Origin of the sequence: Parerythrobacter aurantius, from assembly GCF_045291475.1 — a bacterium.
In the GTDB taxonomy this organism is placed as follows: domain Bacteria; phylum Pseudomonadota; class Alphaproteobacteria; order Sphingomonadales; family Sphingomonadaceae; genus Parerythrobacter; species Parerythrobacter aurantius.
This window is the reverse complement of sequence record NZ_CP147985.1, coordinates 2,493,798-2,520,333: the sequence shown is the minus strand read 5'-3', so window position 1 is coordinate 2,520,333 and position 26,536 is coordinate 2,493,798. Positions and strand designations below refer to the sequence as shown.

Here is a 26,536-nt window from a genome sequence, read left to right as displayed (position 1 = left end):
GACCGACGCTTAGCGACATCGCCGGAAAACCCCTGACTCGGAGAGCCCCATGGCCACCGCCGACATTACGCCTGCGCAACCCAAAGGTGCGACGGGACTCCTGCTCCTGAGCGACGGCACTGCCCTGTGGGGCAAGGGCTTCGGCGCGGAAGGCAGCGCGGTGGGCGAGGTGTGCTTCAACACCAGCATGACCGGCTATCAGGAGGTGATGACCGATCCCTCCTACGCCGGGCAGGTGGTGACCTTCACCTTCCCCCATATCGGCAATGTCGGCACCAATGCCGAGGATGTCGAGAGCAAGGTCGCGAGTGCCCTCGGCTGCGTGGTGCGCGAGGATGTGACCCTGCCGAGCAATTTCCGCAGTGCCGAACATTTCACCCGGTGGATGGAGGCGAACGGCAAGATCGGCCTTGCCGGGATCGACACCCGTGCGCTGACCCGCTTCATCCGCCTCAACGGCGCGCCCAACGCCGTGATCGCCCATGCGGCGGACGGCAAGTTCGATCTCGCCGCCTTGCTCAAGCGGGCGCAGGACTGGCCGGGGCTGGAGGGAATGGACCTCGCCCAGAAGGTCAGCCGCGAGCATCAGGAGAACTGGGGCGGCGGTTACTGGCGTTTGGGCCACGGCTATGGCCGGGCCGACTGGCACGACAAGCCGCATGTCGTGGCGATCGATTACGGCGCAAAGGACAATATCTTCCGCAACCTGGTGAAAGCGGGGGCCAAGGTGACGGTGGTCCCGGCGCGGACCAGCCTCGAGGATATCCTCGCGCTGGAACCGGCGGGCGTGTTCCTCTCCAACGGGCCGGGCGATCCGGCGGCGACGGGTGAGTATGCGGTGCCGGTGATCAAGGCGCTGCTCGATCGCGATATCCCGCTGTTCGGCATCTGCCTCGGCCACCAGATGCTGGCGCTGGCGGCGGGCGCGAAGACGGTCAAAATGCACCAGGGCCACCGCGGCGCGAACCACCCGGTCCAGCGGGTGGGCGAGGGTTGGGGCGAGACCTCCGGCCTTGTCGAGATCACCAGCATGAACCACGGCTTCGCGGTCGATGCGGGCACCCTGCCGGCGGGTGTGGAGCAGACCCATGTCTCGCTGTTCGACGGCAGCAACTGCGGGATCAGCATCACCGGCAAGAAAGCTTTCGGGGTGCAGTATCACCCGGAGGCGAGCCCGGGGCCGCAGGACAGCTTCTACCTGTTCGAGAAGTTTGTGGGGATGTTGGGGTGAAATATATTCTGTCCATCATTGCGGCATGTGCACTTCTGTCTTGTAGTCAGTCAGAAGATGAAAATGGCCCGGCGATTAAACGCGGAAGTGACGAAATTGCTGATACGACATCGAAGCAAAAAATGAGTGATTCCACGCGTTATTTGATCTTCGAATTCCCAGACGGTGTTCGAGGCGGCGTCGGGCGCTTTCGGGGCGAGGCGTCAGAATCATCTGGTCCCCGGCGGGAGGTAACGGCCCTGTTGGAAAGTTGTGGAGCTGTTGAACCGCAATTTCTCGCGGTCTGGTCGCACAGCACACACGTTGTAACACATTCGACGCAGAACGATCGCGCAGTCGTGGAGTGTTTCCTGAAAGCTACCTCAAGGCATTTCAACGTGGGTACCGGAAACGATCCCTCTCTCCACACGAGCAAAATCGACCGATCAGATTTCGAAGATCTCGAGAATAATCCTGACCGAAAGCGGCTTGATTAATGCCCAAACGCACTGACATCTCCTCCATCCTCGTTATCGGCGCCGGCCCGATCATCATCGGGCAGGCGTGCGAGTTCGACTATTCCGGCACGCAGGCGATCAAGGCTTTGCGCGAGGAGGGCTATCGGGTCATCCTCGTCAACTCCAACCCGGCCACGATCATGACCGATCCGGAGATGGCGGATGCGACCTATATCGAGCCGATTACGCCCGAAATCGTCGCCAAGATCATCGCCAAGGAACGCCCCGACGCGCTGCTGCCGACGATGGGCGGGCAGACCGCGCTGAACTGCGCGCTGAAGCTCGACGAGATGGGCGTGCTCGCCGAATACGGGGTCGAGATGATCGGGGCCAAGGCCGACGCCATCGACAAGGCCGAGAACCGCCAGCGCTTCCGCGAGGCGATGGACAAGATCGGCCTCGAAAGCGCGCGCAGCGGCGTGGCGCATACGGTGGAAGAGGCGTTCGCGGTGCTGGAGACCACCGGCCTGCCCTCGATCATCCGCCCCAGCTTCACCTTGGGCGGCACTGGCGGCGGGATCGCCTACAACAAGGCCGAATTCGAGCGGATCGTGCGCGAAGGGCTTGCCGCCTCGCCCACCACCGAAGTGCTGATCGAGGAATCACTGCTCGGCTGGAAAGAGTTCGAGATGGAGGTGGTGCGCGACCGCAAGGACAACGCGATCATCATCTGCAGCATCGAGAACGTCGATCCGATGGGCGTCCATACGGGTGACAGCATCACTGTCGCCCCGGCGTTGACGCTGACCGACAAGGAATACCAGATCATGCGCAACGCCAGCATCGCTGTGCTGCGCGAGATCGGGGTCGAGACGGGCGGCTCCAACGTCCAGTTCGCGGTCAACCCCAGGGACGGCCGCCTGATCGTGATCGAGATGAACCCGCGCGTCAGCCGCTCCTCCGCGCTGGCGTCCAAGGCGACCGGCTTCCCCATCGCCCGCGTCGCGGCCAAGCTGGCGGTCGGCTACACGCTCGACGAGATCACCAACGAGATCACCGGCGCGACGCCTGCCAGCTTCGAGCCGACCATCGACTATGTCGTAACAAAGATCCCGCGCTTCGCCTTCGAGAAGTTCAAGGGCGCGGAAAACAACCTCGCCACCGCGATGAAGTCGGTCGGCGAAGTCATGGCGATCGGGCGCAATTTCCAGGAATCGATGCAGAAGGCGCTGCGCGGGCTGGAAACCGATCTCGACGGCTTCAACCGCGTGGTCGAGCTGGAGGGTGTGGGCAAGGACACCATCACCGCCTCGCTCAGCAAGCGGACGCCCGACCGGTTGCTCAAGGTCGCCCAGGCCTTCCGCGAAGGGTTGAGCGTCGAGGAAGTGCACGCGGTCACCAGCTACGATCCGTGGTTCCTGCGCCAGATCGAGGCGATCATCGATGCCGAGAAGGACATCGGCGCCAATGGCCTGCCGCAGGATGCGGCGGGGCTGCGGCGGCTGAAGGCGATGGGCTTTTCCGACAAGCGGCTCGCAACGCTGGCGGTGCGATCGGTCGGGGTAGCAGGCGGCCTCGCCGAAACGCAGGCGCGCCGCAGCGGCCTGCTGCACGATGCGCTCAAGGTCATGGCCGGGGCGACCAGCCAGAAGGAAGTGTGCGAGCTGCGGCACAAGCTGGGCGTGCACCCGGTCTTCAAGCGCATCGACAGCTGCGCCGCCGAGTTCGAGGCGATCACGCCCTACATGTACTCGACCTACGAGGCCCCGACCTTCGGCGAGCCCGAGAACGAGGCCATGCCGTCGGACCGCCGCAAGATCGTCATCCTCGGCGGCGGACCCAACCGGATCGGGCAGGGGATCGAGTTCGACTATTGCTGCGTCCACGCCTGTTTCGCGCTGAGCGAGGCCGGGTTCGAGACGATCATGGTCAACTGCAACCCGGAAACTGTCTCGACCGATTACGACACCTCCGACCGGCTCTATTTCGAGCCGCTGACGGCGGAGGACGTGCTGGAAATCCTGCGGGTCGAGCAGCAATCGGGCGAGCTCGTCGGCGTGATCGTCCAGTTCGGCGGGCAGACACCCTTGAAGCTGGCGCAGGCGCTGGAAGACGCCGGCATCCCGATCCTCGGCACTTCACCCGACGCCATCGACCTTGCCGAAGACCGCGAGCGTTTCGCCAAGCTGGTCAACAAGCTCAAGCTCAAGCAGCCCGACAACGGCATCGCCTACAGCCGCGACGAGGCAGCCGCCGTGGCAGCGCGCATCGGCTACCCGGTGCTGCTGCGCCCTTCCTATGTCCTCGGTGGCCGGGCGATGGAGATCGTGGACAGCCTCGCGCAGCTCGACGACTACATCAAGACCGCCGTCAACGTGTCGGGCGACAGCCCGGTGCTGGTCGACCAGTACTTGCGCGACGCAATCGAATGCGACGTGGACGTCGTCTCCGATGGCGCGGAGGTCCGCATTGCCGGCGTGATGCAGCATATCGAGGAAGCCGGGGTCCACTCGGGCGACAGCGCCTGCACCCTGCCGCCCTACAGCCTGCCGGACGACATCATTGCCGAAATGGAGCGGCAGGCGAAGGAACTGGCCATCGCGCTCAAGGTGGTCGGCCTGATGAACGTGCAGTTCGCGGTCAAGGACGGTGCGGTCTACCTGATCGAGGTCAACCCGCGCGCCTCGCGCACCGTGCCCTTCGTCGCCAAGGCAATCGGCCGACCGATCGCGAAGATCGCCAGCCTCGTCATGGCCGGGCAGAAGCTTGCCGATTTCGAGCCGTTCAACCTGCGCCCCGATCACATGGCGGTGAAGGAGGCGGTTTTCCCCTTTGCGCGCTTCCCCGGTGCCGACCCCGTGCTGTCGCCGGAAATGAAATCGACCGGCGAGGTGATGGGCATCGACAGGGCATTCCCCGAGGCTTTCCTCAAGTCACAGCTCGGCGTCGGCATGGCGCTGCCCGAAAGCGGCACGCTGTTCGTGTCGGTCAAGGACAGCGACAAGCCGGTCATTGTCCCGGCGGTCAGGACGCTGGTCGAGCAGGGCTTCCGCATCATCGCCACCGGCGGCACGCACGATTATCTCGCGGAGCAGGGCATCCCGGTGGAGCGGGTCAACAAGGTGGCGCAGGGCCAGCCGCATATCGTCGACGCCATCATCGATGGCGAGGTGGACCTGATCTTCAACACCACCGAAGGCTGGCAGAGCCTCGCGGACAGCAAGTCGATCCGCGCCAGCGCACTGGAAGCCAAGCTCCCGTACTACACCACGGCGCCCGCCAGCCTCGCCGTGGCGCAGGCGATTGCGACCACGAATGCGAGCAAGCTTGAAGTACGCTCGCTGCAAGACTATTATAGCGCGGACTAACAAAGCTCCTCCCCCACAGTTCGGCTCGCTGGTCCGCGCGTAACAAAGCGCGGCAAAGGGTCGAATTGACGGTAGCCCGTGGTGGGGCAGGGCCAACAACGAAAGAAACGGGGACCGGAATGGAAAAGGTGCCGATGCTGGCAGAAGGCTACGAGCGGCTGACCGCCGATCTCAAGGCGCTGCGGGCGGAACGACCCAAGATCGTCGATGCGATCGAGGAAGCACGGGCGCATGGCGACCTGTCGGAAAATGCCGAATATCACGCGGCCAAGGAACGCCAGGGCCAGATCGAGGCGCAGATCGCCGACATCGAGGACCGCGTCAGCCGGGCGCAGATCATCGATCCGACGACCCTTTCTGGCGACCGGATCGTCTTCGGCGCCACCGTGACCCTGCTCGACGAAGACGACAAGCCGGTCCGCTACCAGATCGTCGGCCAGACCGAGGCCGATGCCAGCAAGGGACGCATCTCCTATAACTCGCCTATCGGCCGCGCGTTGATCGGCAAGACTGTCGGCGAGGATATCGAGGTGACGGTGCCGTCGGGCGACAAGTTCTACCTCGTCGACAAGATCGAATTCATCTGATCCGAAAGGGCTTGCGGAATGGCAGTTCCGGTTAAAGCGAAAGCGGAACGCCGGATCGTCGAGCATTTCCTGTCCGTCCGCGCGGTCAGCGCGGCCGACGCCATTCCCTATCAAGCCTCAGCCGGACTGCCGGAAAGGCGCGCATTCGACCGGTTGAAAGGCAGCGAGGTTCTCCGTCCTGCCGGTCGCGACCGCTGGTACCTGGACGAACAGGCCTGGGACCGCCGCAAGGGCTTCAGGCGCAGCAGGCTGGCAGGTGCCATCGTGATCGCGACCGCTGTCGGCGTTTTCGCAGCGCTCCGGTCGCGCTAGCTCAATCCAGCATCTTTTCCATCGCGTAATTGTGGATCGGCACGCCGTCGATCTCGAAATCGCGGCGGTGGGTGACGGCATAGCCCGCGCGCGCAAAGGCCGGACGGGCAAGCTCGCTCGCTTCGGTGAACAGCCTGACCAGCTCACGCGAACGGGCCTCTTCCTCCGATGCTGCGAGCAACCGGTCGGCCAACCCTTGGCGCGTATGGCCTGGGTCGCAATAAAGCATGTCGAGATGGCCGGAGCGGCCATCTACCACCTCGAGCAGGGCATAGGCTACGGGAATGTCGTTCTTTCCGGCTGCAACGAGGATGGTCGCGCCGCGCTCCACCCTTTCCACGAACCTGCCGGGCCCCGGGTGCCGTGCCGCCCAGGCAGCGACCTGTTCGGGCGTATAGGCAACGGCCCCGACCTGCCGGATCGCCGCCAGCGTAACCGCCGCGAGGGCGTGCGCGTCGGCGTGGCGGTACGGACGCAGCACATAGGTCATCGCCGGATCAGTCGTCCGGCGTGAGCAGGCGATGGATATGGACGACGACATATTTCATTTCCGCATCGTCCACCGTACGATGCGCCTGGGCCCTCCAGGCGTCCACCGCCGCATCGTAGCTGCTAAAAACGCCCACAACGTGCAGGCTTTCCGGATCCTGGAACTCAAGCGAACGCGGATCCTTGACGCGGCCGCCCATGACGAGGTGGAGCTTCTGGCTCGGAGTGGTTTCTTCCATAATGTCTTTCCTGGGGAGGGAATCTGCGCGCGCCCATAGCCCAGCCCGGCGCGAAGGCAAAGATACCGTCGCGCCGCCATTCCATCGGATAAGGAAGTCTAGCGGCTGAACCCGCTCCGCCCGTCGCGGATGGCACGGCCTGCCTTGCGACCGGCGGTGCGCCCGAAGGAATGGACTGCGTCGCGCGCAGTAGCCGCAAGGTAGCGGCCCTCGCGCCGGGCCTTGCGCGCTGTCCGGTCGATCCGGTCGCCCACATCCTGCAGGCTGTCGCCTCCGGTCCTTCGCGCATCGCTGGCGGCATCGCCCACAGTATCGAGCAAGCCCAGGGCGTAAGCGATGCCTGCCTCTTTCGCGTAGCCCGCGACACCCGCGGCGCGGCTCGAGAAGCGGCGACCGGGACGGGTCATTGCGCCGATGAGCAGGGCCACAACCGCGACGCCAGCAACCGACGCAACGGGATGGGCTTTCACGAAATCACCTGCACTCTTGGCGGCATCGCCGGCGGCGCGGACCAGATCGCGTTGCTGCAACCGCGCCTGTCCCTCTTCGATCCTGGCTCGAAGGGCATCTCTGCTGTCGCTGGCACTCATGTAGCGTCTCCGTCGCTTTCGGGGGATGGGGGAGGGGTCGGTTCATCCTGGCCATCGCGGCTGAACCTTTCCCGAATGGGGTTACTCGCGAACCACAGCGCAACCGCGCCGAACAGAAGGGCTGCAACGCCAGCCTTGCCTTCCGTTTTGGTGTGCGCGGTTTCGATCAGTTCCGCAGCGCCGTCCTTGATACGGTCGAAAGCGCGCGATCCGAGGGGCCGTGCGTTCCACTCGCTGCGCACCCGGTCTAAATCAGCCTCGACCAGCGAACGCGCCTGGTCGCGCAGCTGCCGGTCGGCGCGCAATTGTTCCTCAAGCCGCGTCATGCTCGTGTTCTTCGAAAGCCTTGCCCAGCGCACGGGCCCTGCGCAGCGCCTGCCGCCCGAAAATTGCCACCCCGATCAGCAGCAGGCCGACGACAAGCGCAGTCGAACCGAGCGGCGTCAACCATGAAGCGAGCGAGAAAATCAGTCCGACGACGAGCCCGATCAACGCGAGATGAAGGAAGGCGAGCGCCGCCAATCCCGCGATGACAGCCTGCTTGGTCTGCTCCCCTGCATAGGCTGCCCGGGTCTTCTGGTATCCAAATTCGGCCGCGAGATAGGTCTTCCCGTCTTCGACCAGGGCACCGATATCGTCGGCAAGCGAAGGCTTGCCCTCCGGCACATCTACGTGGGACGGATCACGTCCGTCAAGATCGGCGGGGGACTGCGCCGTGCGGGGTGTATCCTCTAGCATTGGCGCAGCCCCCCGATCATATCCTTAACGGCGGAAAATCCGCGACAGGAGGTACCCTGCAACGGCGGCGATACCAAGGGCAGTGGCCGGCTTTTCACGCACGAAAGTCTTGGCATCCTCGCCGAGTTCCTCGAGGCTCTTGGCTTCGAGCTTCGCTGCGTTTTCCTGCAGGCTACGGGCTGCCGTACGGGCATAGTCGCCGTATTGCGGGCCGAAGTTCTCGTCGATCTTGGCCGCATTGTCGGCGACCAGCTGGCCCAGAGCGGCGAGCGCGTCGCTGGCCTTCGCCTTGCCTTCAACGGCCAGCTCACCCGCGCGCGCCTTGGCTTCGTCGCCATAGACGCGGGCTTCGGACACGAGATCCGTGCTCTTGCCCTTGGCTTGGTCGCGGTATCCGCCGACCACTAGGCCGGCTTCAGCCTTCAGGGCAGCGGCACCTGCTTTTGCCTCTTCCAAAGCGGCGTTGAATCGGGACTTCGCTTCTTCACGGTTGGTCACTTCAGGCTCCTTAGCCGGGACGGGCTTGATGGGGGGTGCCTTCACGGCAGATTTCGCCGCGGAAGGCTTTGCGGGGGTCTTGCCGGCGGGGGTTTTGCCGACGGCGCCGCCGGTGGGTGTCTTGGCCATGATTCGATCCCTTGCTGTCACGTTGGCTCAGCATATCCGCCGACAGGGCCAAAGCGAATACGCATGCAGGTCTTGAACGCGCCTTGCACCGGTCCGTTCCGCCGCATAGAGCACCGCCAACCTGCACCACCACCATATGGTGGTGTCTTAGAATAATACAACACCAGTCCGCCGGAGCCAATCCCGATGACCGCTATCATAGACATTCACGCCCGCGAAATCCTCGACAGCCGAGGCAACCCGACGGTGGAAGTCGACGTGTTGCTGGAGGATGGCAGTTTCGGGCGCGCAGCTGTCCCCTCGGGCGCCTCGACCGGCGCGCACGAAGCGGTCGAATTGCGCGATGGCGAGAAGAGCCGTTACCTGGGCAAGGGCGTGCTCAAGGCGGTCGATGCGGTCAACACCACGATTGCCGACACGCTGCTGGGCCTCGATGCCGAGGATCAGCGGGATATCGACGGCGTGCTGATCGACCTCGACGGGACGGACAACAAGGCGAAGCTCGGGGCGAATGCGCTGCTCGGCACTTCGCTGGCCGTGGCGAAGGCTGCTGCGGCGGCACGCGGCCTGCCGCTGTATGCCTATGTCGGCGGGGTTTCGGCGCATGTCCTGCCGGTGCCGATGATGAACATCATCAACGGCGGCGAACATGCCGACAACCCGATCGACTTCCAGGAATTCATGATCATGCCGGTGGGCGCGCCGACCCTGGCCGAGGCGGTCCGCTGGGGTTCGGAGGTCTTCCACACACTGAAGAAGGGCCTGCACGACAAGGGCCTGGCAACGGCGGTGGGCGACGAGGGTGGGTTCGCGCCCAACCTTTCCAGCACCCGGGCGGCGCTCGATTTCATCATGGAATCGATCGGCAAGGCCGGCTTCAATGCGGGAACCGACATACAGCTCGCGCTGGACTGCGCCGCGACCGAGTTCTTCCACGGCGGCAAGTACGAGATCAGCGGCGAAGGGCTCTCCCTCAGCCCGGTGGAAATGGCCGACTACCTCGCCGCACTGTGTGCCGACTATCCGATCGTTTCGATCGAGGACGGCATGGGCGAGGACGATTTCGAAGGCTGGAAGGCGGTGACCGACAAGATCGGCAACAAGGTCCAGCTGGTCGGCGACGACCTGTTCGTGACCAACCCCGCGCGTCTCGGCATGGGGATCGAGAAAGGCCTCGCCAACTCGCTGCTGGTCAAGGTCAACCAGATCGGCACGCTCAGCGAAACGCTGGAGGCAGTCGATATGGCCCACCGTGCCGGCTATACCAGCGTGATGAGCCACCGTTCGGGCGAGACGGAAGACGCGACCATCGCCGATCTCGCCGTCGCCACCAACTGCGGCCAGATCAAGACCGGCTCGCTCGCCCGCTCGGACCGGCTCGCCAAGTACAACCAGCTTATCCGTATCGAGGAAGAGCTGGGCGCCAGCGCGCATTACGCCGGTGCGGCTTGCTTCGGACGGCTAGCGCGCTGACCCTCAGCCCGAGGCTGCATCGGCCCTGATACGGGCTATCGCCGCATCCAGATGCGCCGCCGCGATGTGTGCGCCCATCCGGTCGAGCGATGCGAGCGCGTCTTCGAGCACGGCGGCAAGCGCCAGCAATTTTTCCGCGTGCGATTGCACGGCGGATGAGGGTGCGATCAAACCCATTTCCGTCAGTCCTCAACTTGCGATCATGCGTCCCACGGAGGACGATGGCGCGAGATGGCCCCGCTGGCGAGCGCCGATGCCTCGGATACGGAGGTATCTTGGCAGGTCCTTCCCTGCAGGCCATAGTCCCACGCGAGAGAGGGAGGGGACATGGAGCGTTTTCCGTCGCATCCGGCCGACGTTACGCCCGAGTGGCTGACAAAGGTCGCGGGCTGGCCGATATATGACGTCTCGTGGGAAGCGATCGGCACCGGGCAAGTCGGCGACAGCGTAAGGTTCCGCCTGTCCTGCCCTGATGGAAACAGGGTTTTATCGTCACTGGCGGGGAAGTTCCCAGCAGCCGACCCGACAAGCCGCTCCACCGCGGCCATGTTCGGGCTCTATGCGAAAGAAGTGACCTTCTATCGCGATATCGCACCGCACCTCGATGTCCGTGTACCCCATGTCTATTTTTCCGGGCTGGCGGACGACGGCGGCGACTTCGTTTTGCTGTTCGAGGATCTCGGTCCCTGTCGTGGCGGCAACCAGATCGCAGGCTGCGACCTTGCCGACGCCGAGCATGCGATCCGCCAGGCAGCGGCGATCCATGCACCGAGCTGGCACAACCGTGCGATACTCGACACCGATTGGCTCGTCACCAAACCCGAAGTCTCCGCCCAGATCCGGACGCTCTATCCGCAAGCGCAGGCGATCTGGCGCGAACGCTATGCCGATACGCTCGAGCCCGAATTCATGCAGTTGTGCGAGGCGGTCGCGGAGCATACCGCGACCGTTTTCACCCCCGAGCCGCCCGCACCTGTCAGCCTGGTGCATGGCGATTTCCGGCTGGACAACATGCTGTTCGACATCAACGACGGTGCGGAACCCATTGCGGTGCTCGACTGGCAGACCGTCACCATCGGCAATCCGATGACCGACATCGGCTATTTCCTCGGCTGCGGCATCGGCGACGAACTGCGCAGCCAGCACGAGGATCGGCTGATCGACCTGTGGCTGTCCGAAATGGCGGCGCGCGGGGTCAAGCTCAACCGTGGCGAGATCTGGGACGACTACCGCCGCGGCGCGCTTCACGGGCTGACGACGGCGGTCTTCAGCGCGGCCTTCGTCGAACGGACCGATCGGGGCGATGCCAATTTCCTGTCCATGGCCCGGGGTGCCTGCGCGCTGGCCCTCGCTCATGACAGCCTCGGCGCGCTCAAGGGAGAGAATTGATGGTCCTGACCAAGGGTGACGATTATCCGATTCACCAGACACCGGAGCCGGTCGCCTATTCGGGCACAGATCGCAATTTCTACGACCGCTATTTCTTCAACGGCTACGGGCCCGCTGGCGAAGAGTTCTTCGCCGTTGCCTTTGGTGTCTATCCGCATCTCGATGTGGCCGACGCGCATTTCTGCGTCGTGCGCAACGGCAGGCAGCACTGCCTCCACGCCAGTCGCAAGTTGGGGATGGAGCGGATGGACCTCGCCTGTGGCCCGGTGCGGATCGAGATCGTCGAGCCGCTGCACAAGCTGCGGGTGGTCGTGGAAGGTGAAGGGCTCGCGGCAGACATCACATTCACCGGTCGGGCGTTCCCGATAGAGGAGCCGCGCTTCGTCTGGCGTGTCGGCCCGCGTACAGTGATGGATTACACCCGCCTGACCCAGAACGGCCATTACGAAGGCTGGATCGAGGTCGACGGCAAGCGCAAGGTGTTGGTCGCCGGAACTGCCGGCACGCGGGACCGCAGCTGGGGCGTGCGCCCAGTCGGCGCGTCCGATCCCCAATTCAGCAATGGCTCGGCTGTGCCACAGTTCTTCTGGCAATGGACCCCGGTCAACCTGCCGGGTCGCAGCCTGTACTACCACCTCAATGCACACGCCGACGGCACGGCCTGGAACACGCGCGGGGTGGTGGCGCCCGATGGGAATGGGCCCGAAGCCTTTACCGATCATCACGAGCCGGAAATGGTGACTCCGTTAGAGGCAGGCACCCGCTGGCCTTCGGGCGGCACGCTCAGGATGGGCGGAGAGAGTTTCACCTTCGAGCCGGTCGGAAGGTTCCAGATGCGCGGGCTGGGCTACACCTCTCCCAGGTGGAACCACGGCCTCGACCACGGAACGCTGGAGGTCGAGCGCGAGGATATCGATCTCGGCAGCTGCGATCCCGTGCGGCCCGACCACCTTCACGTGCAAATGCTGTGCCGGGTCACCAGCGACAGCGGCGAGGTGGGTATGGGCGTGTTCGAGCAACTCGCAATCGGCGATTATGCGCCGCTGGGCCTAAAGGGACTGTCTGGCCCGGCCTAGGCTGCGGCGGTGAGCCTAGCGAGCTGATCCTCGCTCAGCTCAACCCGGGTGAATTCAAGCAGCTCGTGAAGCTGCTTCACTGTGCGCGCGCTGGCGATGGGGGCGGGAATGCCCGGCTGCCGCACCAGCCAGGCGAGGGCGATAGCTGACAGGCTCGCGCCCGTTTCGGCAGCGATTTCGTCCATCACCGCAAGGACCTGAGGACCATTGCTCCCGGCCAGTTCCTTGGCCCGGCCGCCGCGCATCGATTGGGCGAAATCCTCGTCGGTGCGATACTTGCCGGTCAGATAACCCGAGGCGAGGCCGAAGAAGGGCAGCATGGCGATACCCTTCGACGTGGCGAGCGCCTGCAAATCCGGGCCGTAGGCGCTGCGAGCCACGAGATTATATTCGTTCTGCAAGGCGGTGAAGGGCCTCGCGCAAGTCGCTTCGGCATGATCGAGCGCGGCGCCAAGCCGCGCGGCATCGAAGTTCGATGCCCCGAGCGCCTTGACCTTCCCGCTCCGCACCGCGCCATCGAAGGCATCGACGATCGCGCCGATGTCCAGATCGGGATAATCCTTGTGCGCGTAATAGAGATCGATGTGTTCGCATTGCAGCCGCTCGAGCGAGGCGTCGAGCGATTGCAGTATCCGCTCGGGACCATAGAGCTCCGATCCGCCCAGCATTCCGGTCTTGGTGTGAATGCGCATATCAGGCCGCACCCCGCGGCTGGCCATCCATTCGCCCAGCACGGACTCGGATTCGCCGCCCTTGTGCCCGGGTACCCAGGCCGAATAGACATCGGCCGTGTCGATCATCCGCCCGCCCGCGTCGTAGAAGGCGTCAAGCAGCGCGAGGGCCTCGTCGCCTTTGCTGGTCCAGCCAAAGACATTCCCGCCGAGAACCAGTGGAATACCGGCGATGAAATCGGGCCCGCTCATGCGAACTTTTCCTGCATCGCCAGCAGCGCCATGGCCGCCTCGGCAGCACCGGCACCCTTGTTGGCCTGCTTCGGATCGGCGCGGTAGATCGCCTGCGCCTCGTTCTCAGTGGTGAGGATGCCGTTGCCGATGGCAATGCCGTCCATGGTCAGCGCCATGATTCCGCGCGCGCTCTCGCCGGCGACAATCTCGAAATGATAGGTCTCGCCGCGAATGACCACGCCCAAAGCGACGAAACCATCGTAGCGGTCGCTTTCGGCCGCCATGGCGATAGTGCCGGGCACTTCCAGCGCACCTGGAACGGTCACGACCTCGACCTCATGGCCCGCAGCCTCCAGCGCAGTGCGGGCACCGGCGACCAGCATGTCGTTGAGGTGGTCGTAGAAACGGGCTTCGACAATCAGGAAACGGGCCATGGGTTACTCCGGGATGGGCATATGGCCGACGATATCAAGGCCATAGCCTTCGATCGCCACCACGTTTGGCTGCGTGTTGCTGAGAAGGATCATCTCGTGCACGTCGAGATCGGCGAGGATCTGCGAGCCGATGCCGACATTGCGAACCTCGTCTTCGGGCGCATATCCCGCGGCGCGGCGACCGGTGATGATCACGATGACGCCCGAACCATGCTCGCCAACCGCCAGCATCGCGCGTTGCAAGGTGCGCTTTCGCGGACCGCGCTTGCCCAGGATGTCGTCGAAAATGGAAATCGGGTGGACCCGGGTGAGGGTCGGGGTTCCGGAGACGACATGGCCCTTCTGCAGCACGTAGTGTTCGCCGCCATCTACGGTATTGCGATAGGTCAGCATCCGCCACTGACCGCCGTAATCGGATTCGAAGGCGCTATCGTCGACCCGTTTGACCAGATGGTCGTGACGCATCCGGTATTCGATCAGGTCGCGGATGGTCCCGATCTTGAGGCTGTGCTTGCGAGCGAAACGGACGAGATCGTCGAGCCGCGCCATGGTGCCGTCCTCGTTCATGATCTCGCAGATCACGCCCGAGGGATTGAGTCCCGCCAAGCGCGAGATATCGACGGCCGCCTCCGTATGGCCGGCGCGAACGAGCACGCCGCCGTCGCGCGCGGCGAGGGGAAAAACGTGGCCCGGCGTCACGATATCGTCCGGCCCCTTGCTCGCATCGATCGCGACCGACACGGTCCGCGCCCGGTCGGCGGCGGAAATACCGGTGGTCACGCCCTCCTTGGCCTCGATCGAGATCGTGAAGGCGGTTTGCATCGATTCCTTGTTGTTGCGGCTCATCGGCTGGAGGCCAAGAGCGTCGACGCGCGCCTTGTCCAGCGCAAGGCAGATCAGCCCGCGGCCATGGGTCGCCATGAAATTGATCGCATCCGGCGTCGCCATCTGCCCGGGGATGATCAGGTCGCCCTCGTTCTCGCGGTCCTCGTCGTCGACGAGGATGTACATCCGACCGTTGCGCGCTTCGTTGATGATCTCCTCGGCCCCGACCAGCACCGGCCGGTCGTCCTGGTCCAGCAGCAGAGCCTCCAGCTTGGCGAGGGTTTCGGCGGTAGGGTTCCAGTCGGCTTCGCCGCAATCGCGCAAGGTATTGGCGTGAAGCCCTGCCGCGCGGGCAAGGCCCGCCTTGGTCATGGCACCGGTCGCGACGATCTGGCGCACCTTTTCGATAGTCGATATGTTCATGCAAGAGGTGTATCACATCATAATGTGATGGCAAGTGATCTTCATCACATCATAATGTGAGGCACCACATCGCAAAAGCGGAATTTCAAGCCTATGATGTTGGAAAGGAGTGGTGGACGCACTAGGGCTCGAACCTAGGACCCGCTGATTAAGAGTCAGCTGCTCTACCAACTGAGCTATGCGTCCACACCGGCAAATCTGCCTGCGCGATGGAATGGCCGTGCCGTTCGAATCGCGAGGCGCTGCATATAGCGACCCCGACGGCAATGAAAAGGGGCAAATCTAGCCCGGCAAGTGACCGTCGATGCTGCGGATACCGCCATGGGTTATCGCTACTTGCAGAGCGTTCCCGTCTCCGGAAGAGCGGTCGATCGTCAGCAGTTGCTGCTTCTCGAGACCGGCCACCAATTGCGAAACGGCTTCCCCGTCGATGGACGTGACACGCCGGAGGTCTTCGAGACAGGGGCGTTGCCCCATCGACTGCATCCGGTACACCGCCACCAAGACCGAGACTTCCTCGCTGCCGAGCCGGGCGGGAATGTTCCGGTCGCGGGAAAACCCCGTCAATCGCATCGCGAGCTGACGCCAGGCGCTATTCCGGAAAAGGACCAAGATCGTCACCCCATCAACCGGCAAAGTCGCCGACGACCGGTGAAAGAGGGAAATCCGGTCGACGGCGAAACTCTGCGCCCGGAGAGACGGTTTCCGGCAGGAACACCTCTCCTGCGACCCGGGCAGCGGCGACGAGATATTGGCGATGGGCCAATGCTTCCAGTCGCCCAACCGGGGGACATCTGGTAAAACGATGTATCATGTGGGACGCCATCGCCAGATACGACCGTTTGAATGACCTCACATCGGTCCTCGAACAATCGCGCGATGTGTGCCGCGCGCTCGGGGTCATCCGTCAGAGTTACCATTTCTCCCCGATATTCGACGAACCCACATCGCTGCGGACAGTGGTGCACGCCGATGGCTTTTCCGCCGAGTGGCTGGCACTTTACGAGCGCGCGGATTTCCGCAAGCACGACCCGGTACCGGCACGAACGATTGAACACGGCACCTTGCTACCCTGGGTGGATGCCATGGAGCGCTGGCAGAACTCTCCGGAGGAGGAAGCCTATTTCGCCGCCATGCGGGCCGAGGGCCTGCAGCACGGCTTTGGCCTGCCGCTATTCGGTCCCCGCGGTCGGACAGCCTATGCATCGATGGACTTCGGCGAACCGCTGCGGGAAATCGCACCGGAGACGCTGGCAAAGGTCCGCACCATGGCCCAAATGGGGCACCAGCGATTGTGCAAGCTGATCGACGAGGATCGCACCGCTGTCGAACTGTCGGACCGGGAAGGGGCCGTGCTCGAATGGATGGCGCGGGGCAAATCCATCGCCGACATTGCCACCATCCTCGATATCTCTCCGGAAACGGTCAAAACCTATCGCGCGCGGATCCATCAGAAGCTGGGCGTGCACGACCGCATCGGTGCCGTGGTGCGTGCGCTCAAACTCGGCATCGTCCACATCTAGCCACGGAAACGCGTGACTGAAGAATTTCCCGGTCAGTTCCGGCCGCGACCGGCCTGCCAGCGGTACAGCATCATCAGCAGGCCGATGCAGATCATGTTCGTCATCATCGACGATCCGCCATGGCTCATCCACGGCAGCGGGATGCCCTTGGCAGGAGCGAGGCCCATGACCATCAGCAGGTTGATGGCGATGTAGAAGAAGATCGTGGCGGTCGCCCCTCCTGCCAGAAGCGATCCGAACCGGTCCTGCGACCGTGCAGCGACTCCCATGCCCCAGCGCAGGATCAGGCCGTACATCAGCAGCACGAACAGCCCGCCGAGCAGGCCCCACTCTTCCGCCATGGTGGAGAACACGAAGTCGGTATGCGGTTCGGGCAGGTAGTTGAGATGGCTCTGGGTTCCGGCATTGAACCCTTTGCCGGTGAGACCGCCCGATCCAATGGCGATTTTGGACTGGGCGATGTGATAGCCTGCACCCAGCGGATCGCTCTCGGGATCGAGGAAGGTCGTGACGCGGGCGCGCTGGTAATCGTGCAGGGCGAAGAAGTAGATCAGCGGCGCTGCCGCCACGGCCGCTCCCCCTGCGCATAGGAACCACCACAGGGGAAGGCCCGCGAGAAACATGACGATGACGCCGCCGAAGGCGATGGCGACGGACGTGCCGAGGTCCGGCTGCATCAACACGAGGCCGATCGGCAGCGCTATCAGCAGTCCTGCCGGCACGAGCGAGCGCCAGGTGCCGATCATGCCGACGGGCAGGGTTTCGTAAAACCGCGCCATGGCCAGCACGACGGCGGGTTTCATCAGCTCGGACGGCTGAATGCGGATCGGCCCCGCTTCGAGCCAGCGCTGGCTACCCCCGCCGACCGCCCCGACGACCTCGACCGCGAGCAGCAACAGCAGCACCACCCCGTAGGCGGGATAGGCCGCCCAGCGGATGAAATCGCGCGGCATAAGCGCGATGACGATCGCCATGACCATGAAGATGGCAAACCGCAGCAAGTGCGACGAGGCGAAGGGCTGGAAATTGCCGCCGGCGGCCGAGAACAGCACCAGCGCGCCGAAACCGACGAGCAGCAGGAGCGGGATCAACATGGCCCAGGGCTGGCGGGCGATCGGAGCCGGGATGACGGAGTTCATCGCGGCTCCGGTCCGTTCGTGGCTGCGGCATCGTCGACGATATTCTCCGGCCGAACCGCACCTGCCGTCTTGGCCAGTTTTTCGGACTGGGCCGCTGCTACACGGGCTTCGGCATCGACGCGCGCGAAGATATCCTCGTCCCGGCGCGGCGGCGCAGGCACGCTTTCGCCCGCAGCGGCAGCGTAGGTCGCATAGCGCCTGGCGAGCCGTTCCTGGGCGTTGCCGCCCCATTGCGCCTCTAGCGCATTGAGCGCCTCCAGCCCCTTGGCCGGATCGAACATGTAGGTCATGACATCGCGCGCGATGGGATAGGCAGCACCTGACCCTCCGCCATGCTCGATCACGACGGCGCCGGCGTAACGCGGCTTGTCGAACGGGGCGAAAAAGATGAACAGCCCGTGGTCGCGATACTTCCACGGGCCCGATTTGCCGTCGGATATGCTCAGCGAGACGACCTGTGCCGTGCCCGTCTTGCCGGCGATCTTGACGTTTTCGAGCGGCAAACGCCCGCGACCGGCCGTGCCCGGGCCGTTCACCACATCGCTCATGGCCTGGCGGATGTAGGTCAGTTGCTCTTCCGGAAACCCCTCCGAACGGAATGCGGGATTCTTCCGGGACTTGATCAGGCGCGGCGTGACGAAGTTGCCGGTGGCAAGCCTGCTCGCCATCACCGCCAGCTGGAGCGGATTGGCGAGCATGTAGCCTTGCCCGATGGTCGCATTGACGGTGTCGAACGCAGCCCAGGGCTGGCCGAATTTCTTCATTTTCCAGGCGGGGTCAGGGACGGTGCCATAGAACTGGCTGATCACGGGCAGCTCGAATTCCTGCCCCATGCCGTATCGCCGTGCCATGTCGGCGATGGGATCCATGCCGATGCGCTGCGCCATCGCATAGAAATAGACGTCGCAGGACTGGTAGATGCCCTTCGCCATGTTGACCGCGCCATGCCCCCGGCGATTCCAGCACCCAAACACGCGGTTGCCGACCCTGAGGCCACCGCCGCAGAAAACCGTCTCTTCTGGGTCGATCCCGGCCTTCAGGAAGGCCATGGAGACCATGGGCTTGACGGTCGAACCGGGCGGATAGAGGCCCTTGAGCACCTTGTTGCGCAGCGGCACGCGCTCGTCGTCCCCCAGCATGGCGTATTCGACGCTGCCGATGCCGTCGGAAAAGCTGTTGGGGTCGAAGCTGGGCATGGACGCCATGCACATGACGTCGCCATTGGTGCAGTCCATCACCACGACCGATCCGGATTCGAGGCCGATACGGCGCGCGGCATAGTCCTGCAGCGGCCCGTCGATGGTGAGTTGCACCGGATTGCCCTGGACGTCGGCCCGGCTTTCGAGATCGCGCACGATGCGGCCCGATGCCGTAACCTCGACCCGCCGCGCCCCCGGCTCGCCGCGCAGGACCAGCTCGAACTGCTTCTCGATCCCGTCCTTGCCAGTCTTGTAGCCGGGCGTGATGAGCAGCGGGTTTGGCTCCTTCTCGTATTCCTCCGCCGAAGCAGCGCCGACGTAGCCGATCAGATGGCCGACGGACGGCCCGGTCGGGTAATAACGCGAATAGCCGCGTTGCGGGACTACACCGGGCAGCTCCGGCAGGCGCAGCGACACCGCAGCGAACTGGTCATAGGCGAGGCCGCTGGCGACTTCGATCGGCGCGTATCCGCGCGATTCGTCCATTTTCTTGCGCAGGTCGCGCAGCTTGTCGGGCTCCAGCGACAGGAGGGAGGCGAGCGTGGACAGCGTGCGTTCGCGGTCGGCAATGCGCTCCGGTATGATGTCGACCCGGAAATCAGCCCGGTTGGAAGCCAGCGGCGAGCCGTCGCGGTCGAGGATCCAGCCCCGGCGCGGCGGGATCAGGGTGAGGTTGACCCGGTTGCTTTCGCTTTCCGTCGCGTATTTCTCGTTCTCGGCAATGGCGAGATAGGCCATGCGCGATGCCAGCAGCATGCCGACGCCCGCGCCCACACCGCCGAGCAGCATGCTGCGACGATCGAACCGGTTTCTCAGCGTCGTGGAACTGACCGGCAGCTTGCCCTTGCCAAGCGGCATCAGTCGATCACTTTCACGCGCAGCAGGCGGACGATATCCAGTGCAGCGACCATGCGCGCGACAATGGGATAGGCGAGGATTGAGAGCAAGGCCTGCGGCGACGTCGCCGCAATCGTGACGGGCGTCACATTGGCGCCGGAGAAGATGACGCCGAAGAATACATAGGCAACGATGGCCAGGGTGGCCGTCATCCAATCCTGCAAGAAATCGCGCCACGGGAAACGGCTTTCGAGGATCTCGATGGCTAGCAGCGACAACGAAAACACCAGGATCGAAAATCCTATTGGCTGGCCGCTGAACAGGTCGGTCCAAAAACCGAGCGGGAGACCGGCCCAGACGGGGATCACGCCGGGGCGGACCAGTCGCCAGGCAAGCAGGAACAGCAGCGCCAGCGGCGGCACCAGCGGTATGGCCGATGTCAGGAAGAAGAACGGTGCGATCGCCGCGAGCATGATGGAGCCCCATGGCACCAGCGCCAGCAGCACCGGCGAAGGCTCGCGGTTGATGCGGCTTCCGTATTGGTCGCGTCGCGCAGTGGCGTGCTGGTACCGATCCATCGCCGCGCTCCGCCCTACTGGTCCGCCGGCACGCGCGCTGATCCGGGGGCGGCCCCGGGCGCGGTGGGGCCGAGATCGCGCTCGATCGGGGTCTGCGCCGCCTTGAGCGCGCGTGCCTCGTACACCGGTTCCACCACGACGAAATCGGTCGCCGCCGGGTCGCTGATGATCCGGGCAATGCCGCCGTCATCGGTCTTCTCGGACAGGATCGCGACCGCCACGCCGGGCCGGAAGAAACCGCCCGCGCCGCTGGTCACGAATATGTCGCCGACCTTGAGCGGATTGATGCCGAGATTGATGAGGCGGATATTGATCCGCCCGTCACCACGCCCCTCGGCGAAGGCCACCAGGTCGTCTTCCGCGCGGCGCACGGGGACGACGCTCTCGGTATCGGTGAAGAGCAGCACGCGGGCCGTGTTGGGAGAGACTTCGAGCACGCGCCCGATGAAGCCGCGCGGGCTGCGCACCGGCATCCCGGGCCGGACCCCGTCGCTCGAACCGACGCCAAGGTAGGCATAACGGCGGGAACTGGCCGCGGTTGCCCCGACCACGCGCGATGCGACGATCGGCTCCGGATCGCCCGATTCGAGCCTCAGCAGGGATTTGAGGCGGGCATTCTCTTCCTGCAGCGCCTTCGCTTCGGCGAGGCGGATGCGGGCGATCTCGACCTCCTGCTTCAGCGCGGCGTTCTGACTGCCGGCACGCAAGTAGCCGGCAATGCTGTCGATCAGGCCGCGCCCTTCCGAGCGGGCCACCGCCACCCCGCGTCCGGCCGGCGCGACTGTCTCCGTCGCCGCGCCGCGCATGCCGGCAAAAGCCCCCGGGCTGAACAGCGAGATGGCAAGCAGGATGGCGCCCACGACCGCACCGATGGCGGCGAGAACGTAGCCGGTAAACTGTCCGTATTGCGCCCTGCGAGAATGCCCGGAGCGCCGTGCGGAAGGCGGCGCCATGTCCTGCTCCTCCCTCGGTTCAGGCGGTCATCAGGACGCCGCGATAGATCGGATCCTCCATCGCCCGTCCCGTGCCGACCGCGACACACGACAGCGGGTCTTCGGCGATGCTGACCGGAAGGCCGGTTTCCTCGCGCAGATGTTCGTCGAGCCCACTGATCAGCGCACCTCCGCCGGTCAGGACGATGCCCTGGTCGACGATATCGGCGGCCAGTTCGGGCGCGGTGTTCTCCAGCGCGATCCGGACACCTTCGACGATGGCGCCGATCGGTTCGCTCAGCGCTTCCGCGATGTGCCCCTGGTTGATGGTGATTTCCTTGGGAACGCCGTTGACGAGGTCGCGGCCCTTGATGGTGATCGTCTCGCCGATGCCATCGGCCGGGGCGACGGCAATGCCGTAGTCCTTCTTGATCCGCTCGGCAGTCGCTTCCCCGATCAGGAGGTTGTGGTGGCGGCGGACGTAGGAGACGATCGATTCGTCCATCTTGTCGCCGCCGGTGCGAACCGAGGTGGTGTAGGCCAGGCCGCGCAGCGAAAGGACAGCGACTTCGGTCGTCCCGCCGCCGATGTCGACCACCATGCTGCCGACAGGTTCGGTGACCGGCATGTCCGCACCGATCGCGGCGGCCATCGGTTCGAGGATCAGGTACACCGCACTCGCGCCGGCATTGCTGGCCGCATCGCGGATCGCGCGACGTTCGACCGACGTCGAGCCCGAGGGCACGCAAATGGTGATTTCCGGATAGCGGAACAGGCTCTTCTTGCCGTGCACCTTGCGGATGAAGTGCTTGATCATCTCTTCCGCGATTTCGATGTCGGCGATGACACCGTCGCGCAGCGGGCGGATCGCCTGGATATTGTCCGGCGTCTTGCCCATCATCATCTTCGCATCGTCGCCCACGGCCTTGACGCGCGTCTGGCCGTTGATGGTCTCGATCGCGACCACGGAAGGTTCGTTGAGGATGATGCCCTGGTCCTGCACATAGACCAGCGTGTTGGCGGTACCCAGGTCGATGGCCATGTTCTGGGAACCGAATTTCAGCAGGTTTGAAAAGAAGCTCATCGCGATCGGGAATCCGTAGCCTTGGGCGGGATATGCCTGCGCAAAGCAGCGATGGAGGCAATCCCTGATGTGAGGGAACGCGCCCCTTACCGAGTCGCACGCGAAAAGGGAAAAAAATTATCCCCAAGGGCGCGTAAAAATCCGCCGTTCGGCTCGAAATGCCGTCCGCTCGCCGCTAGGCATGGGCGATGCCACTGATCCGCCGACTTCCGGAAGAACTCGTCAACCGCATCGCCGCGGGCGAAGTGGTGGAACGGCCTGCCGCCGCGCTGAAGGAACTGGTCGAAAATGCTATCGACGCCGGCGCTTCGCGGATCGCGATCAGGCTGGTCGATGGAGGGCTGACCCGTATCGAGGTGACCGACGACGGATGCGGGATGGATCCCGCCGCCATGGCCCTCGCGCTTGAACGGCATGCAACGTCAAAGCTGCCCGAAGACCTCATCGGCGAGGCGCAGGCGATCGAACGGGTGGCGACCCTGGGCTTCCGCGGCGAGGCCCTGCCGTCCATCGCCAGCGTCTCGCGCTTCACGCTGGAAAGCCGTCCGCACGATGCGGGCGAGGGATGGCGCCGCGTGGTCGATCATGGCGTGCTGGTAGAGGAAGGGCCTGCCGCCCTGCCGCCCGGCACGCGGGCGCGTATCGAGCAGGTCTTCGCCAAGGTGCCTGCGCGGCGCAAGTTCCTGCGTACGGAGCGAAGCGAGTATGCGGCCTGCCTCGATATCGTGCGCCGGCTGGCCATGGCCCGGCCCGACATCGGCTTCACGCTCGATCATGGCGCAAAAGGGCAGGAACGTCGGACGCTGGCGGTCCAGCCGGACGAGGACCTGCCCGACCGCGTAGCCCGGATCGTCGCCCGCGAACTCAGGGAAAACGGCGTCCTGCTGGATATGCGACGCGACGAAATGGCATTGACCGGGATCGCGGGGCTGCCGACCTACAATCGCGGCGTGGCCGATCACCAGTATCTTTTCGTCAACGGTCGCCCGGTCAAGGACCGCTTGCTCGTCGGCGCTGTCCGCGGGGCCTATGCCGACATGCTGGCCCGCGACCGCCATGCTGTGCTGGCGCTGTTCCTGCATATTCCCGCAGGCGACGTCGACGTGAATGTCCATCCGGCAAAGACCGAAGTGCGGTTCCGCGATGCGGCGGCCGTACGCGGCTTCATCGTCTCTGGTTTGCGTCAGGCGCTATCGACGGGCGATCGCCGCAGTGCACAGGCACCCGATGCCGGGGCCATGTCAAGGTGGCAGCAGGAACCCATCGCCGCGAACAAAGGAGCGTGGGAAGGGCAGGCGCCGGCGCCCGCGTTACGATCGATCTTCGAGGGTCGCGACTGGTCGGCGCCTTCGGCCACGGTGCGCGATGCCGCACGCGAATGGCGCGGATACGAGGCCGGCGTCATGGCCGCACCGCAGGGCAGGGCGGTCGAGAGCGGAACGATCCCCGACGAGGTGACGGATTTCCCGCTCGGCATCGCCCGGGGCCAGGTCGCCAACACATACATCGTTGCCGAAGCGAAAGACGGACTGGTGCTGGTCGACCAGCATGCTGCGCACGAACGGCTGGTGCTGGAAAGGCTCAAGGCCGCAGGGGCCGGGGATGCTGTCGCGCGCAGCCAGGCCCTGCTGCTACCCGAAGTGGTCGAACTGGACGAGCCGGCCTGCGACCGGCTGGAGTTATCTGCCGCCCGGCTCGACAGTCTGGGGCTCTCGATCGAACGCTTCGGTCCGGCGGCGATGCTCGTGCGCTCGCTCCCCCACGCCCTGGCCGGCAGCGATCCGCACAAGCTGCTGCAGGACATTGCGGACGATCTTGCCCAGCATGGCGAGGCGCTGCTGCTGGAGGAGAAGCTGGACCTGGTGCTCGCCACCATGGCCTGCCACGGGTCGGTCAGGGCAGGTCGCCCGTTGCGCGTCGACGAGATGAATGCGCTGCTTCGCGAGATGGAGCGCACCCCGCGCTCGGGGCAGTGCAATCATGGTCGCCCGACGTGGGTGAAGCTCAGCATGGCTGATGTCGAGAAGCTGTTCGGTCGCCACTAGGGCGCTAGCCGGGCAGGCTCGGCTTCAGCGACTGGCGGTCGACATCCGGGATGATGCGGTAGCGGGCGGTGACGAGGCTGAAGACGCCGAACATCACAAGGCCGACTGCCACGGCGGTGTAGAGCGCGCCTGTATCGCGCAACGACACGATAGCTTCACCGAGGCCCTTGACCCTGCCTTCGCTGGACAGCCATGCCCCTTCGAGCATTGACAAGCCGATCAGCAGGAACACGACTGCGCGCGCCGCATGGCCGATCTTGCCAGCCGTGCGCACCCCCTGGGGTGCACGTCCGCTGATGTGGTGCATGAAGCTGCCGGTCCATGCCTTCTTCGCCTGCATGACCGCTCCGACCAGGAAACCGATCCCGATAATGCCGATGACGATGGCCCCCAGTTCCATCGACAGCACCGAGCCGGCCATTTCCCTGCCGCTGCCTTCGCCCGCTGCGGAATTTTTTGTCCCGTTGGCGAACTGATAGGCGGCGAAGGCAAGGAAGAAGTGCGCAACCGCGCTGGCACCGTCACCGACACGGACCAGCAGCCCCTTCGCATCGTCGCCGCGATTCTGGATGTCGGAAATGGCCGAGAAGAGCTTGAACAGGCCGTAGGCGAGCAAGCCGATTGCCATCAGCCACAACAGCGGGGTTCCGAAGGGCACTTCCTGAAGATAGTCGTAAACGGCCGCCGCGCCCGACTGGACCTCGCCGGCGGTGCTGAGGGCGATATAGCCCAGCAGGACATAGGTGACGCCGCGCGCAGCATATCCCAGCCGTACGAGCCAGCTGAACTTTTCCGATTTGTCGACCATGTTACTGCGCCTCGATGCCGTTGCTTTCAGGCCCAACGGCAAAACGGGGCAAAGCGTTCCGGATCGCCGGAACGATCCGGTTGAGAGGTGCGGATCGGGCGAGGGGTCAGACGTTGAACTTGAACAGCATCACGTCGCCGTCCTGCACGACATATTCCTTGCCTTCCTGGCGCAGCTTGCCCGCTTCTTTGGCCCCGCTCTCGCCGCCGAGCGTCACATAGTCGTCGTAGGCGATGGTTTCGGCACGGATGAAGCCGCGTTCGAAATCGGTGTGGATTTCACCCGCCGCCTGCGGGGCCCGGGCGCCGTCATGGAAGGTCCAGGCGCGCGCCTCCTTCGGTCCTGCGGTGAAGAACGTCTTGAGCCCGAGCAGCTTGTAGCCGGCGCGGATCACGCGGGACAGTCCGCTTTCCTCGAGCCCTAGCGATTCGAGGTATTCGGCGCGTTCCCCGGCCTCCATCCCGACCAGTTCGGCCTCGATCGCGGCAGAAACGACAACGGCCTCGGCCCCTTCGGCCGCTGCCTTGGCGAACACTTGCGCTGACAGGGCATTGCCGTTCGCCGCGTCCTCTTCGCTAACATTGCAGACATAGAGGACAGGCTTTGCCGTCAGCAATTGGGCCTGCCGGAAAATACGTGCTTCCTCGTCGTCCTTGGGCTCGGTCAGGCGCGCCGGCTTTCCTTCCCGCAGCAGTTCCAGCGCCTGCCCGAGAACAGAGGCCATGAGCTTGGCTTCCTTGTCGCCGCCGGTGGCGCGCTTTGCCGCGGCGGGGACGCGCTTTTCCAGGCTTTCGAGATCCGACAGCATCAGCTCGGTCTCGACCACCTCCGCGTCGGCCAGCGGGTCGACGCGGTTGGCGACATGCTGGATGTCGTCGTCCTCGAAGCAGCGCAACACGTGTACAATCGCGTCGACCTCGCGGATGTTGCCGAGAAACTGGTTCCCGAGTCCCTCTCCCTTGCTCGCGCCCTTCACCAGTCCGGCGATGTCGACGAAGCCCAACTGGGTTTCGATGATCTTGGCACTGCCGGCAATCGCGGCAATTTTCTGCAAGCGCTCGTCCGGGACCGCCACCTGCCCGACATTGGGCTCGATGGTGCAGAACGGATAGTTCGCGGCCTGCGCGGCCTGCGTTTCGGTCAGTGCATTGAACAGGGTGGACTTGCCGACATTCGGCAGACCGACGATCCCGCAACGGAAACCCATGAGAAACTCCGGAAATGAATATGGGGCGCCCTTAGCGGTGC

The 26,536-nt window shown here is 64.5% G+C and carries 29 protein-coding genes and 1 tRNA gene; 10 read left to right on the top strand and 20 right to left on the bottom strand.

Annotated elements, in window-relative coordinates; translation table 11 throughout:
• Positions 1-49: 49 nt before the first annotated feature.
• From carA to WAB17_RS12515, 5 genes are all read left to right on the top strand, one after another.
• The gene (gene carA, locus WAB17_RS12535; RefSeq protein WP_435417680.1) at positions 50-1,231 is read left to right on the top strand and encodes a glutamine-hydrolyzing carbamoyl-phosphate synthase small subunit; all 1,182 of its coding nucleotides are present in this window, start codon (positions 50-52) and stop codon (positions 1,229-1,231) included.
• Complete coding sequence (locus WAB17_RS12530; RefSeq protein ID WP_435417679.1) at positions 1,228-1,707, top strand: hypothetical protein; 480 nt, start codon at positions 1,228-1,230, stop codon at positions 1,705-1,707. The genes carA and WAB17_RS12530 overlap by 4 nt, the downstream gene beginning before the upstream one ends.
• Positions 1,707-5,036, top strand: a complete 3,330-nt coding sequence (gene carB, locus WAB17_RS12525) for a carbamoyl-phosphate synthase large subunit (RefSeq protein WP_435417678.1) — start codon at positions 1,707-1,709, stop codon at positions 5,034-5,036. The genes WAB17_RS12530 and carB overlap by 1 nt, the downstream gene beginning before the upstream one ends.
• A 119-nt stretch (positions 5,037-5,155) precedes the next feature.
• Positions 5,156-5,623, top strand: coding sequence for a transcription elongation factor GreA (gene greA / locus WAB17_RS12520; protein ID WP_435417677.1), 468 nt, complete (start codon positions 5,156-5,158; stop codon positions 5,621-5,623).
• 18 nt (positions 5,624-5,641) lie between these two features.
• Positions 5,642-5,935 (top strand): hypothetical protein, encoded by a 294-nt coding sequence (locus WAB17_RS12515; RefSeq protein WP_435417676.1) that lies wholly within the window; start codon positions 5,642-5,644, stop codon positions 5,933-5,935.
• 1 nt (position 5,936) lies between these two features.
• Here WAB17_RS12515 and WAB17_RS12510 read toward each other — a convergent pair whose 3' ends face one another.
• From WAB17_RS12510 to WAB17_RS12485, 6 genes are all read right to left on the bottom strand, one after another.
• Positions 5,937-6,476 carry a GNAT family N-acetyltransferase gene (locus WAB17_RS12510; protein WP_435417675.1) on the bottom strand — a complete coding sequence of 180 codons (540 nt, stop codon included), beginning with the start codon at positions 6,474-6,476 and terminating at the stop codon, positions 5,937-5,939.
• Entirely contained in the window at positions 6,433-6,663 is a 231-nt protein-coding gene (locus tag WAB17_RS12505; protein WP_435417674.1) for a DUF4170 domain-containing protein, read from the bottom strand. Before WAB17_RS12505 ends, WAB17_RS12510 begins: the two co-directional genes overlap by 44 nt.
• A 98-nt stretch (positions 6,664-6,761) precedes the next feature.
• The gene (locus tag WAB17_RS12500; RefSeq protein WP_435417673.1) at positions 6,762-7,253 is read right to left on the bottom strand and encodes a hypothetical protein; all 492 of its coding nucleotides are present in this window, start codon (positions 7,251-7,253) and stop codon (positions 6,762-6,764) included.
• Positions 7,250-7,579, bottom strand: coding sequence for a hypothetical protein (locus WAB17_RS12495; RefSeq protein WP_435417672.1), 330 nt, complete (start codon positions 7,577-7,579; stop codon positions 7,250-7,252). Before WAB17_RS12495 ends, WAB17_RS12500 begins: the two co-directional genes overlap by 4 nt.
• On the bottom strand, positions 7,566-7,991 hold the full coding sequence (locus WAB17_RS12490) for a phage holin family protein (protein WP_435417671.1): 426 nt from the start codon (positions 7,989-7,991) through the stop codon (positions 7,566-7,568). Before WAB17_RS12490 ends, WAB17_RS12495 begins: the two co-directional genes overlap by 14 nt.
• Before the next feature lie 24 nt (positions 7,992-8,015).
• A complete protein-coding gene (locus WAB17_RS12485) occupies positions 8,016-8,618 on the bottom strand; it encodes a hypothetical protein (protein WP_435417670.1) in 603 nt (200 codons plus the stop codon).
• 186 nt (positions 8,619-8,804) lie between these two features.
• Here WAB17_RS12485 and eno point away from each other — a divergent pair, with 186 nt between their 5' ends.
• A complete protein-coding gene (gene eno / locus WAB17_RS12480; protein ID WP_435417669.1) occupies positions 8,805-10,091 on the top strand; it encodes a phosphopyruvate hydratase in 1,287 nt (428 codons plus the stop codon).
• A gap of 3 nt (positions 10,092-10,094) precedes the next feature.
• On the opposite strand, the gene WAB17_RS12475 is transcribed toward eno, so the two are convergent.
• Positions 10,095-10,268, bottom strand: a complete 174-nt coding sequence (locus WAB17_RS12475; protein ID WP_435417668.1) for a hypothetical protein — start codon at positions 10,266-10,268, stop codon at positions 10,095-10,097.
• Between the two features lie 150 nt (positions 10,269-10,418).
• On the opposite strand from WAB17_RS12475, the gene WAB17_RS12470 reads away from it, so the two are divergent.
• Complete coding sequence (locus tag WAB17_RS12470) at positions 10,419-11,480, top strand: phosphotransferase (RefSeq protein ID WP_435417667.1); 1,062 nt, start codon at positions 10,419-10,421, stop codon at positions 11,478-11,480.
• Positions 11,480-12,556, top strand: a complete 1,077-nt coding sequence (locus WAB17_RS12465; RefSeq protein WP_435417666.1) for a hypothetical protein — start codon at positions 11,480-11,482, stop codon at positions 12,554-12,556. The genes WAB17_RS12470 and WAB17_RS12465 overlap by 1 nt, the downstream gene beginning before the upstream one ends.
• On the opposite strand, the gene WAB17_RS12460 is transcribed toward WAB17_RS12465, so the two are convergent.
• The 6 genes from WAB17_RS12460 to WAB17_RS12435 form a co-directional block, all read right to left on the bottom strand.
• The gene (locus WAB17_RS12460; protein ID WP_435417665.1) at positions 12,553-13,479 is read right to left on the bottom strand and encodes an aldo/keto reductase; all 927 of its coding nucleotides are present in this window, start codon (positions 13,477-13,479) and stop codon (positions 12,553-12,555) included. The two genes, WAB17_RS12465 and WAB17_RS12460, sit on opposite strands and share 4 nt — an antisense overlap.
• Complete coding sequence (gene ribH, locus WAB17_RS12455) at positions 13,476-13,895, bottom strand: 6,7-dimethyl-8-ribityllumazine synthase (RefSeq protein ID WP_435417664.1); 420 nt, start codon at positions 13,893-13,895, stop codon at positions 13,476-13,478. The genes WAB17_RS12460 and ribH overlap by 4 nt, the downstream gene beginning before the upstream one ends.
• A 3-nt stretch (positions 13,896-13,898) precedes the next feature.
• Positions 13,899-15,143, bottom strand: coding sequence for a 3,4-dihydroxy-2-butanone-4-phosphate synthase (gene ribB / locus WAB17_RS12450; RefSeq protein WP_435417663.1), 1,245 nt, complete (start codon positions 15,141-15,143; stop codon positions 13,899-13,901).
• A 110-nt stretch (positions 15,144-15,253) separates the two neighbouring features.
• Positions 15,254-15,329, bottom strand: a tRNA-Lys gene (locus WAB17_RS12445).
• A 96-nt stretch (positions 15,330-15,425) separates the two neighbouring features.
• Entirely contained in the window at positions 15,426-15,710 is a 285-nt protein-coding gene (locus WAB17_RS12440; protein WP_435417662.1) for a hypothetical protein, read from the bottom strand.
• 58 nt (positions 15,711-15,768) lie between these two features.
• Entirely contained in the window at positions 15,769-15,909 is a 141-nt protein-coding gene (locus WAB17_RS12435; RefSeq protein WP_435417661.1) for a hypothetical protein, read from the bottom strand.
• A gap of 46 nt (positions 15,910-15,955) precedes the next feature.
• On the opposite strand from WAB17_RS12435, the gene WAB17_RS12430 reads away from it, so the two are divergent.
• On the top strand, positions 15,956-16,666 hold the full coding sequence (locus tag WAB17_RS12430; RefSeq protein WP_435417660.1) for an autoinducer binding domain-containing protein: 711 nt from the start codon (positions 15,956-15,958) through the stop codon (positions 16,664-16,666).
• A 32-nt stretch (positions 16,667-16,698) separates the two neighbouring features.
• On the opposite strand, the gene rodA is transcribed toward WAB17_RS12430, so the two are convergent.
• Genes rodA through WAB17_RS12405 form a run of 5 tightly spaced genes read right to left on the bottom strand, consistent with a single transcriptional unit; the run spans position 16,699 to position 22,435 of the window.
• Complete coding sequence (rodA, locus tag WAB17_RS12425) at positions 16,699-17,805, bottom strand: rod shape-determining protein RodA (RefSeq protein WP_435417659.1); 1,107 nt, start codon at positions 17,803-17,805, stop codon at positions 16,699-16,701.
• A complete protein-coding gene (gene mrdA, locus WAB17_RS12420) occupies positions 17,802-19,862 on the bottom strand; it encodes a penicillin-binding protein 2 (protein ID WP_435417658.1) in 2,061 nt (686 codons plus the stop codon). Before mrdA ends, rodA begins: the two co-directional genes overlap by 4 nt.
• On the bottom strand, positions 19,862-20,419 hold the full coding sequence (gene mreD / locus WAB17_RS12415) for a rod shape-determining protein MreD (protein WP_435417657.1): 558 nt from the start codon (positions 20,417-20,419) through the stop codon (positions 19,862-19,864). The genes mrdA and mreD overlap by 1 nt, the downstream gene beginning before the upstream one ends.
• 14 nt (positions 20,420-20,433) lie before the next feature.
• Positions 20,434-21,372 carry a rod shape-determining protein MreC gene (gene mreC, locus WAB17_RS12410; RefSeq protein ID WP_435417656.1) on the bottom strand — a complete coding sequence of 313 codons (939 nt, stop codon included), beginning with the start codon at positions 21,370-21,372 and terminating at the stop codon, positions 20,434-20,436.
• Positions 21,373-21,391: 19 nt separating this feature from the next.
• On the bottom strand, positions 21,392-22,435 hold the full coding sequence (locus WAB17_RS12405; protein WP_435417655.1) for a rod shape-determining protein: 1,044 nt from the start codon (positions 22,433-22,435) through the stop codon (positions 21,392-21,394).
• Between the two features lie 188 nt (positions 22,436-22,623).
• On the opposite strand from WAB17_RS12405, the gene mutL reads away from it, so the two are divergent.
• Complete coding sequence (gene mutL, locus WAB17_RS12400; RefSeq protein WP_435417654.1) at positions 22,624-24,480, top strand: DNA mismatch repair endonuclease MutL; 1,857 nt, start codon at positions 22,624-22,626, stop codon at positions 24,478-24,480.
• Positions 24,481-24,484: 4 nt separating this feature from the next.
• Here the strand turns inward: mutL and WAB17_RS12395 are convergent, their stop codons facing one another.
• Together WAB17_RS12395 and ychF are read right to left on the bottom strand one after the other, a co-directional pair.
• Positions 24,485-25,288 carry a DUF1206 domain-containing protein gene (locus WAB17_RS12395; protein WP_435417653.1) on the bottom strand — a complete coding sequence of 268 codons (804 nt, stop codon included), beginning with the start codon at positions 25,286-25,288 and terminating at the stop codon, positions 24,485-24,487.
• Between the two features lie 106 nt (positions 25,289-25,394).
• On the bottom strand, positions 25,395-26,495 hold the full coding sequence (gene ychF, locus WAB17_RS12390) for a redox-regulated ATPase YchF (RefSeq protein WP_435417652.1): 1,101 nt from the start codon (positions 26,493-26,495) through the stop codon (positions 25,395-25,397).
• Positions 26,496-26,536 lie beyond the last annotated feature (41 nt).

Excerpts from the sequence above, each read along its gene's own strand:
- mreD (WP_435417657.1), bottom strand. The coding sequence starts at position 20,419 with ATGGATCGGTACCAGCACGCCACTGCGCGACGCGACCAATACGGAAGC.
- mreC (WP_435417656.1), bottom strand. The coding sequence starts at position 21,372 with ATGGCGCCGCCTTCCGCACGGCGCTCCGGGCATTCTCGCAGGGCGCAA.
- WAB17_RS12495 (WP_435417672.1), bottom strand. The coding sequence starts at position 7,579 with ATGACGCGGCTTGAGGAACAATTGCGCGCCGACCGGCAGCTGCGCGAC.
- WAB17_RS12500 (WP_435417673.1), bottom strand. The coding sequence starts at position 7,253 with ATGAGTGCCAGCGACAGCAGAGATGCCCTTCGAGCCAGGATCGAAGAG.
- ribB (WP_435417663.1), bottom strand. The coding sequence starts at position 15,143 with ATGAACATATCGACTATCGAAAAGGTGCGCCAGATCGTCGCGACCGGT.
- carB (WP_435417678.1), top strand. The coding sequence starts at position 1,707 with ATGCCCAAACGCACTGACATCTCCTCCATCCTCGTTATCGGCGCCGGC.
- WAB17_RS12515 (WP_435417676.1), top strand. The coding sequence starts at position 5,642 with ATGGCAGTTCCGGTTAAAGCGAAAGCGGAACGCCGGATCGTCGAGCAT.
- WAB17_RS12490 (WP_435417671.1), bottom strand. The coding sequence starts at position 7,991 with ATGCTAGAGGATACACCCCGCACGGCGCAGTCCCCCGCCGATCTTGAC.
- WAB17_RS12470 (WP_435417667.1), top strand. The coding sequence starts at position 10,419 with ATGGAGCGTTTTCCGTCGCATCCGGCCGACGTTACGCCCGAGTGGCTG.
- WAB17_RS12395 (WP_435417653.1), bottom strand. The coding sequence starts at position 25,288 with ATGGTCGACAAATCGGAAAAGTTCAGCTGGCTCGTACGGCTGGGATAT.
- WAB17_RS12460 (WP_435417665.1), bottom strand. The coding sequence starts at position 13,479 with ATGAGCGGGCCCGATTTCATCGCCGGTATTCCACTGGTTCTCGGCGGG.
- WAB17_RS12485 (WP_435417670.1), bottom strand. The coding sequence starts at position 8,618 with ATGGCCAAGACACCCACCGGCGGCGCCGTCGGCAAAACCCCCGCCGGC.
- WAB17_RS12465 (WP_435417666.1), top strand. The coding sequence starts at position 11,480 with ATGGTCCTGACCAAGGGTGACGATTATCCGATTCACCAGACACCGGAG.
- mutL (WP_435417654.1), top strand. The coding sequence starts at position 22,624 with ATGCCACTGATCCGCCGACTTCCGGAAGAACTCGTCAACCGCATCGCC.
- greA (WP_435417677.1), top strand. The coding sequence starts at position 5,156 with ATGGAAAAGGTGCCGATGCTGGCAGAAGGCTACGAGCGGCTGACCGCC.
- WAB17_RS12505 (WP_435417674.1), bottom strand. The coding sequence starts at position 6,663 with ATGGAAGAAACCACTCCGAGCCAGAAGCTCCACCTCGTCATGGGCGGC.
- ribH (WP_435417664.1), bottom strand. The coding sequence starts at position 13,895 with ATGGCCCGTTTCCTGATTGTCGAAGCCCGTTTCTACGACCACCTCAAC.
- WAB17_RS12475 (WP_435417668.1), bottom strand. The coding sequence starts at position 10,268 with ATGGGTTTGATCGCACCCTCATCCGCCGTGCAATCGCACGCGGAAAAA.
- rodA (WP_435417659.1), bottom strand. The coding sequence starts at position 17,805 with ATGAACTCCGTCATCCCGGCTCCGATCGCCCGCCAGCCCTGGGCCATG.
- WAB17_RS12430 (WP_435417660.1), top strand. The coding sequence starts at position 15,956 with ATGTGGGACGCCATCGCCAGATACGACCGTTTGAATGACCTCACATCG.
- carA (WP_435417680.1), top strand. The coding sequence starts at position 50 with ATGGCCACCGCCGACATTACGCCTGCGCAACCCAAAGGTGCGACGGGA.
- eno (WP_435417669.1), top strand. The coding sequence starts at position 8,805 with ATGACCGCTATCATAGACATTCACGCCCGCGAAATCCTCGACAGCCGA.
- WAB17_RS12510 (WP_435417675.1), bottom strand. The coding sequence starts at position 6,476 with ATGTCGTCGTCCATATCCATCGCCTGCTCACGCCGGACGACTGATCCG.
- WAB17_RS12405 (WP_435417655.1), bottom strand. The coding sequence starts at position 22,435 with ATGAGCTTCTTTTCAAACCTGCTGAAATTCGGTTCCCAGAACATGGCC.
- mrdA (WP_435417658.1), bottom strand. The coding sequence starts at position 19,862 with ATGCCGCTTGGCAAGGGCAAGCTGCCGGTCAGTTCCACGACGCTGAGA.
- ychF (WP_435417652.1), bottom strand. The coding sequence starts at position 26,495 with ATGGGTTTCCGTTGCGGGATCGTCGGTCTGCCGAATGTCGGCAAGTCC.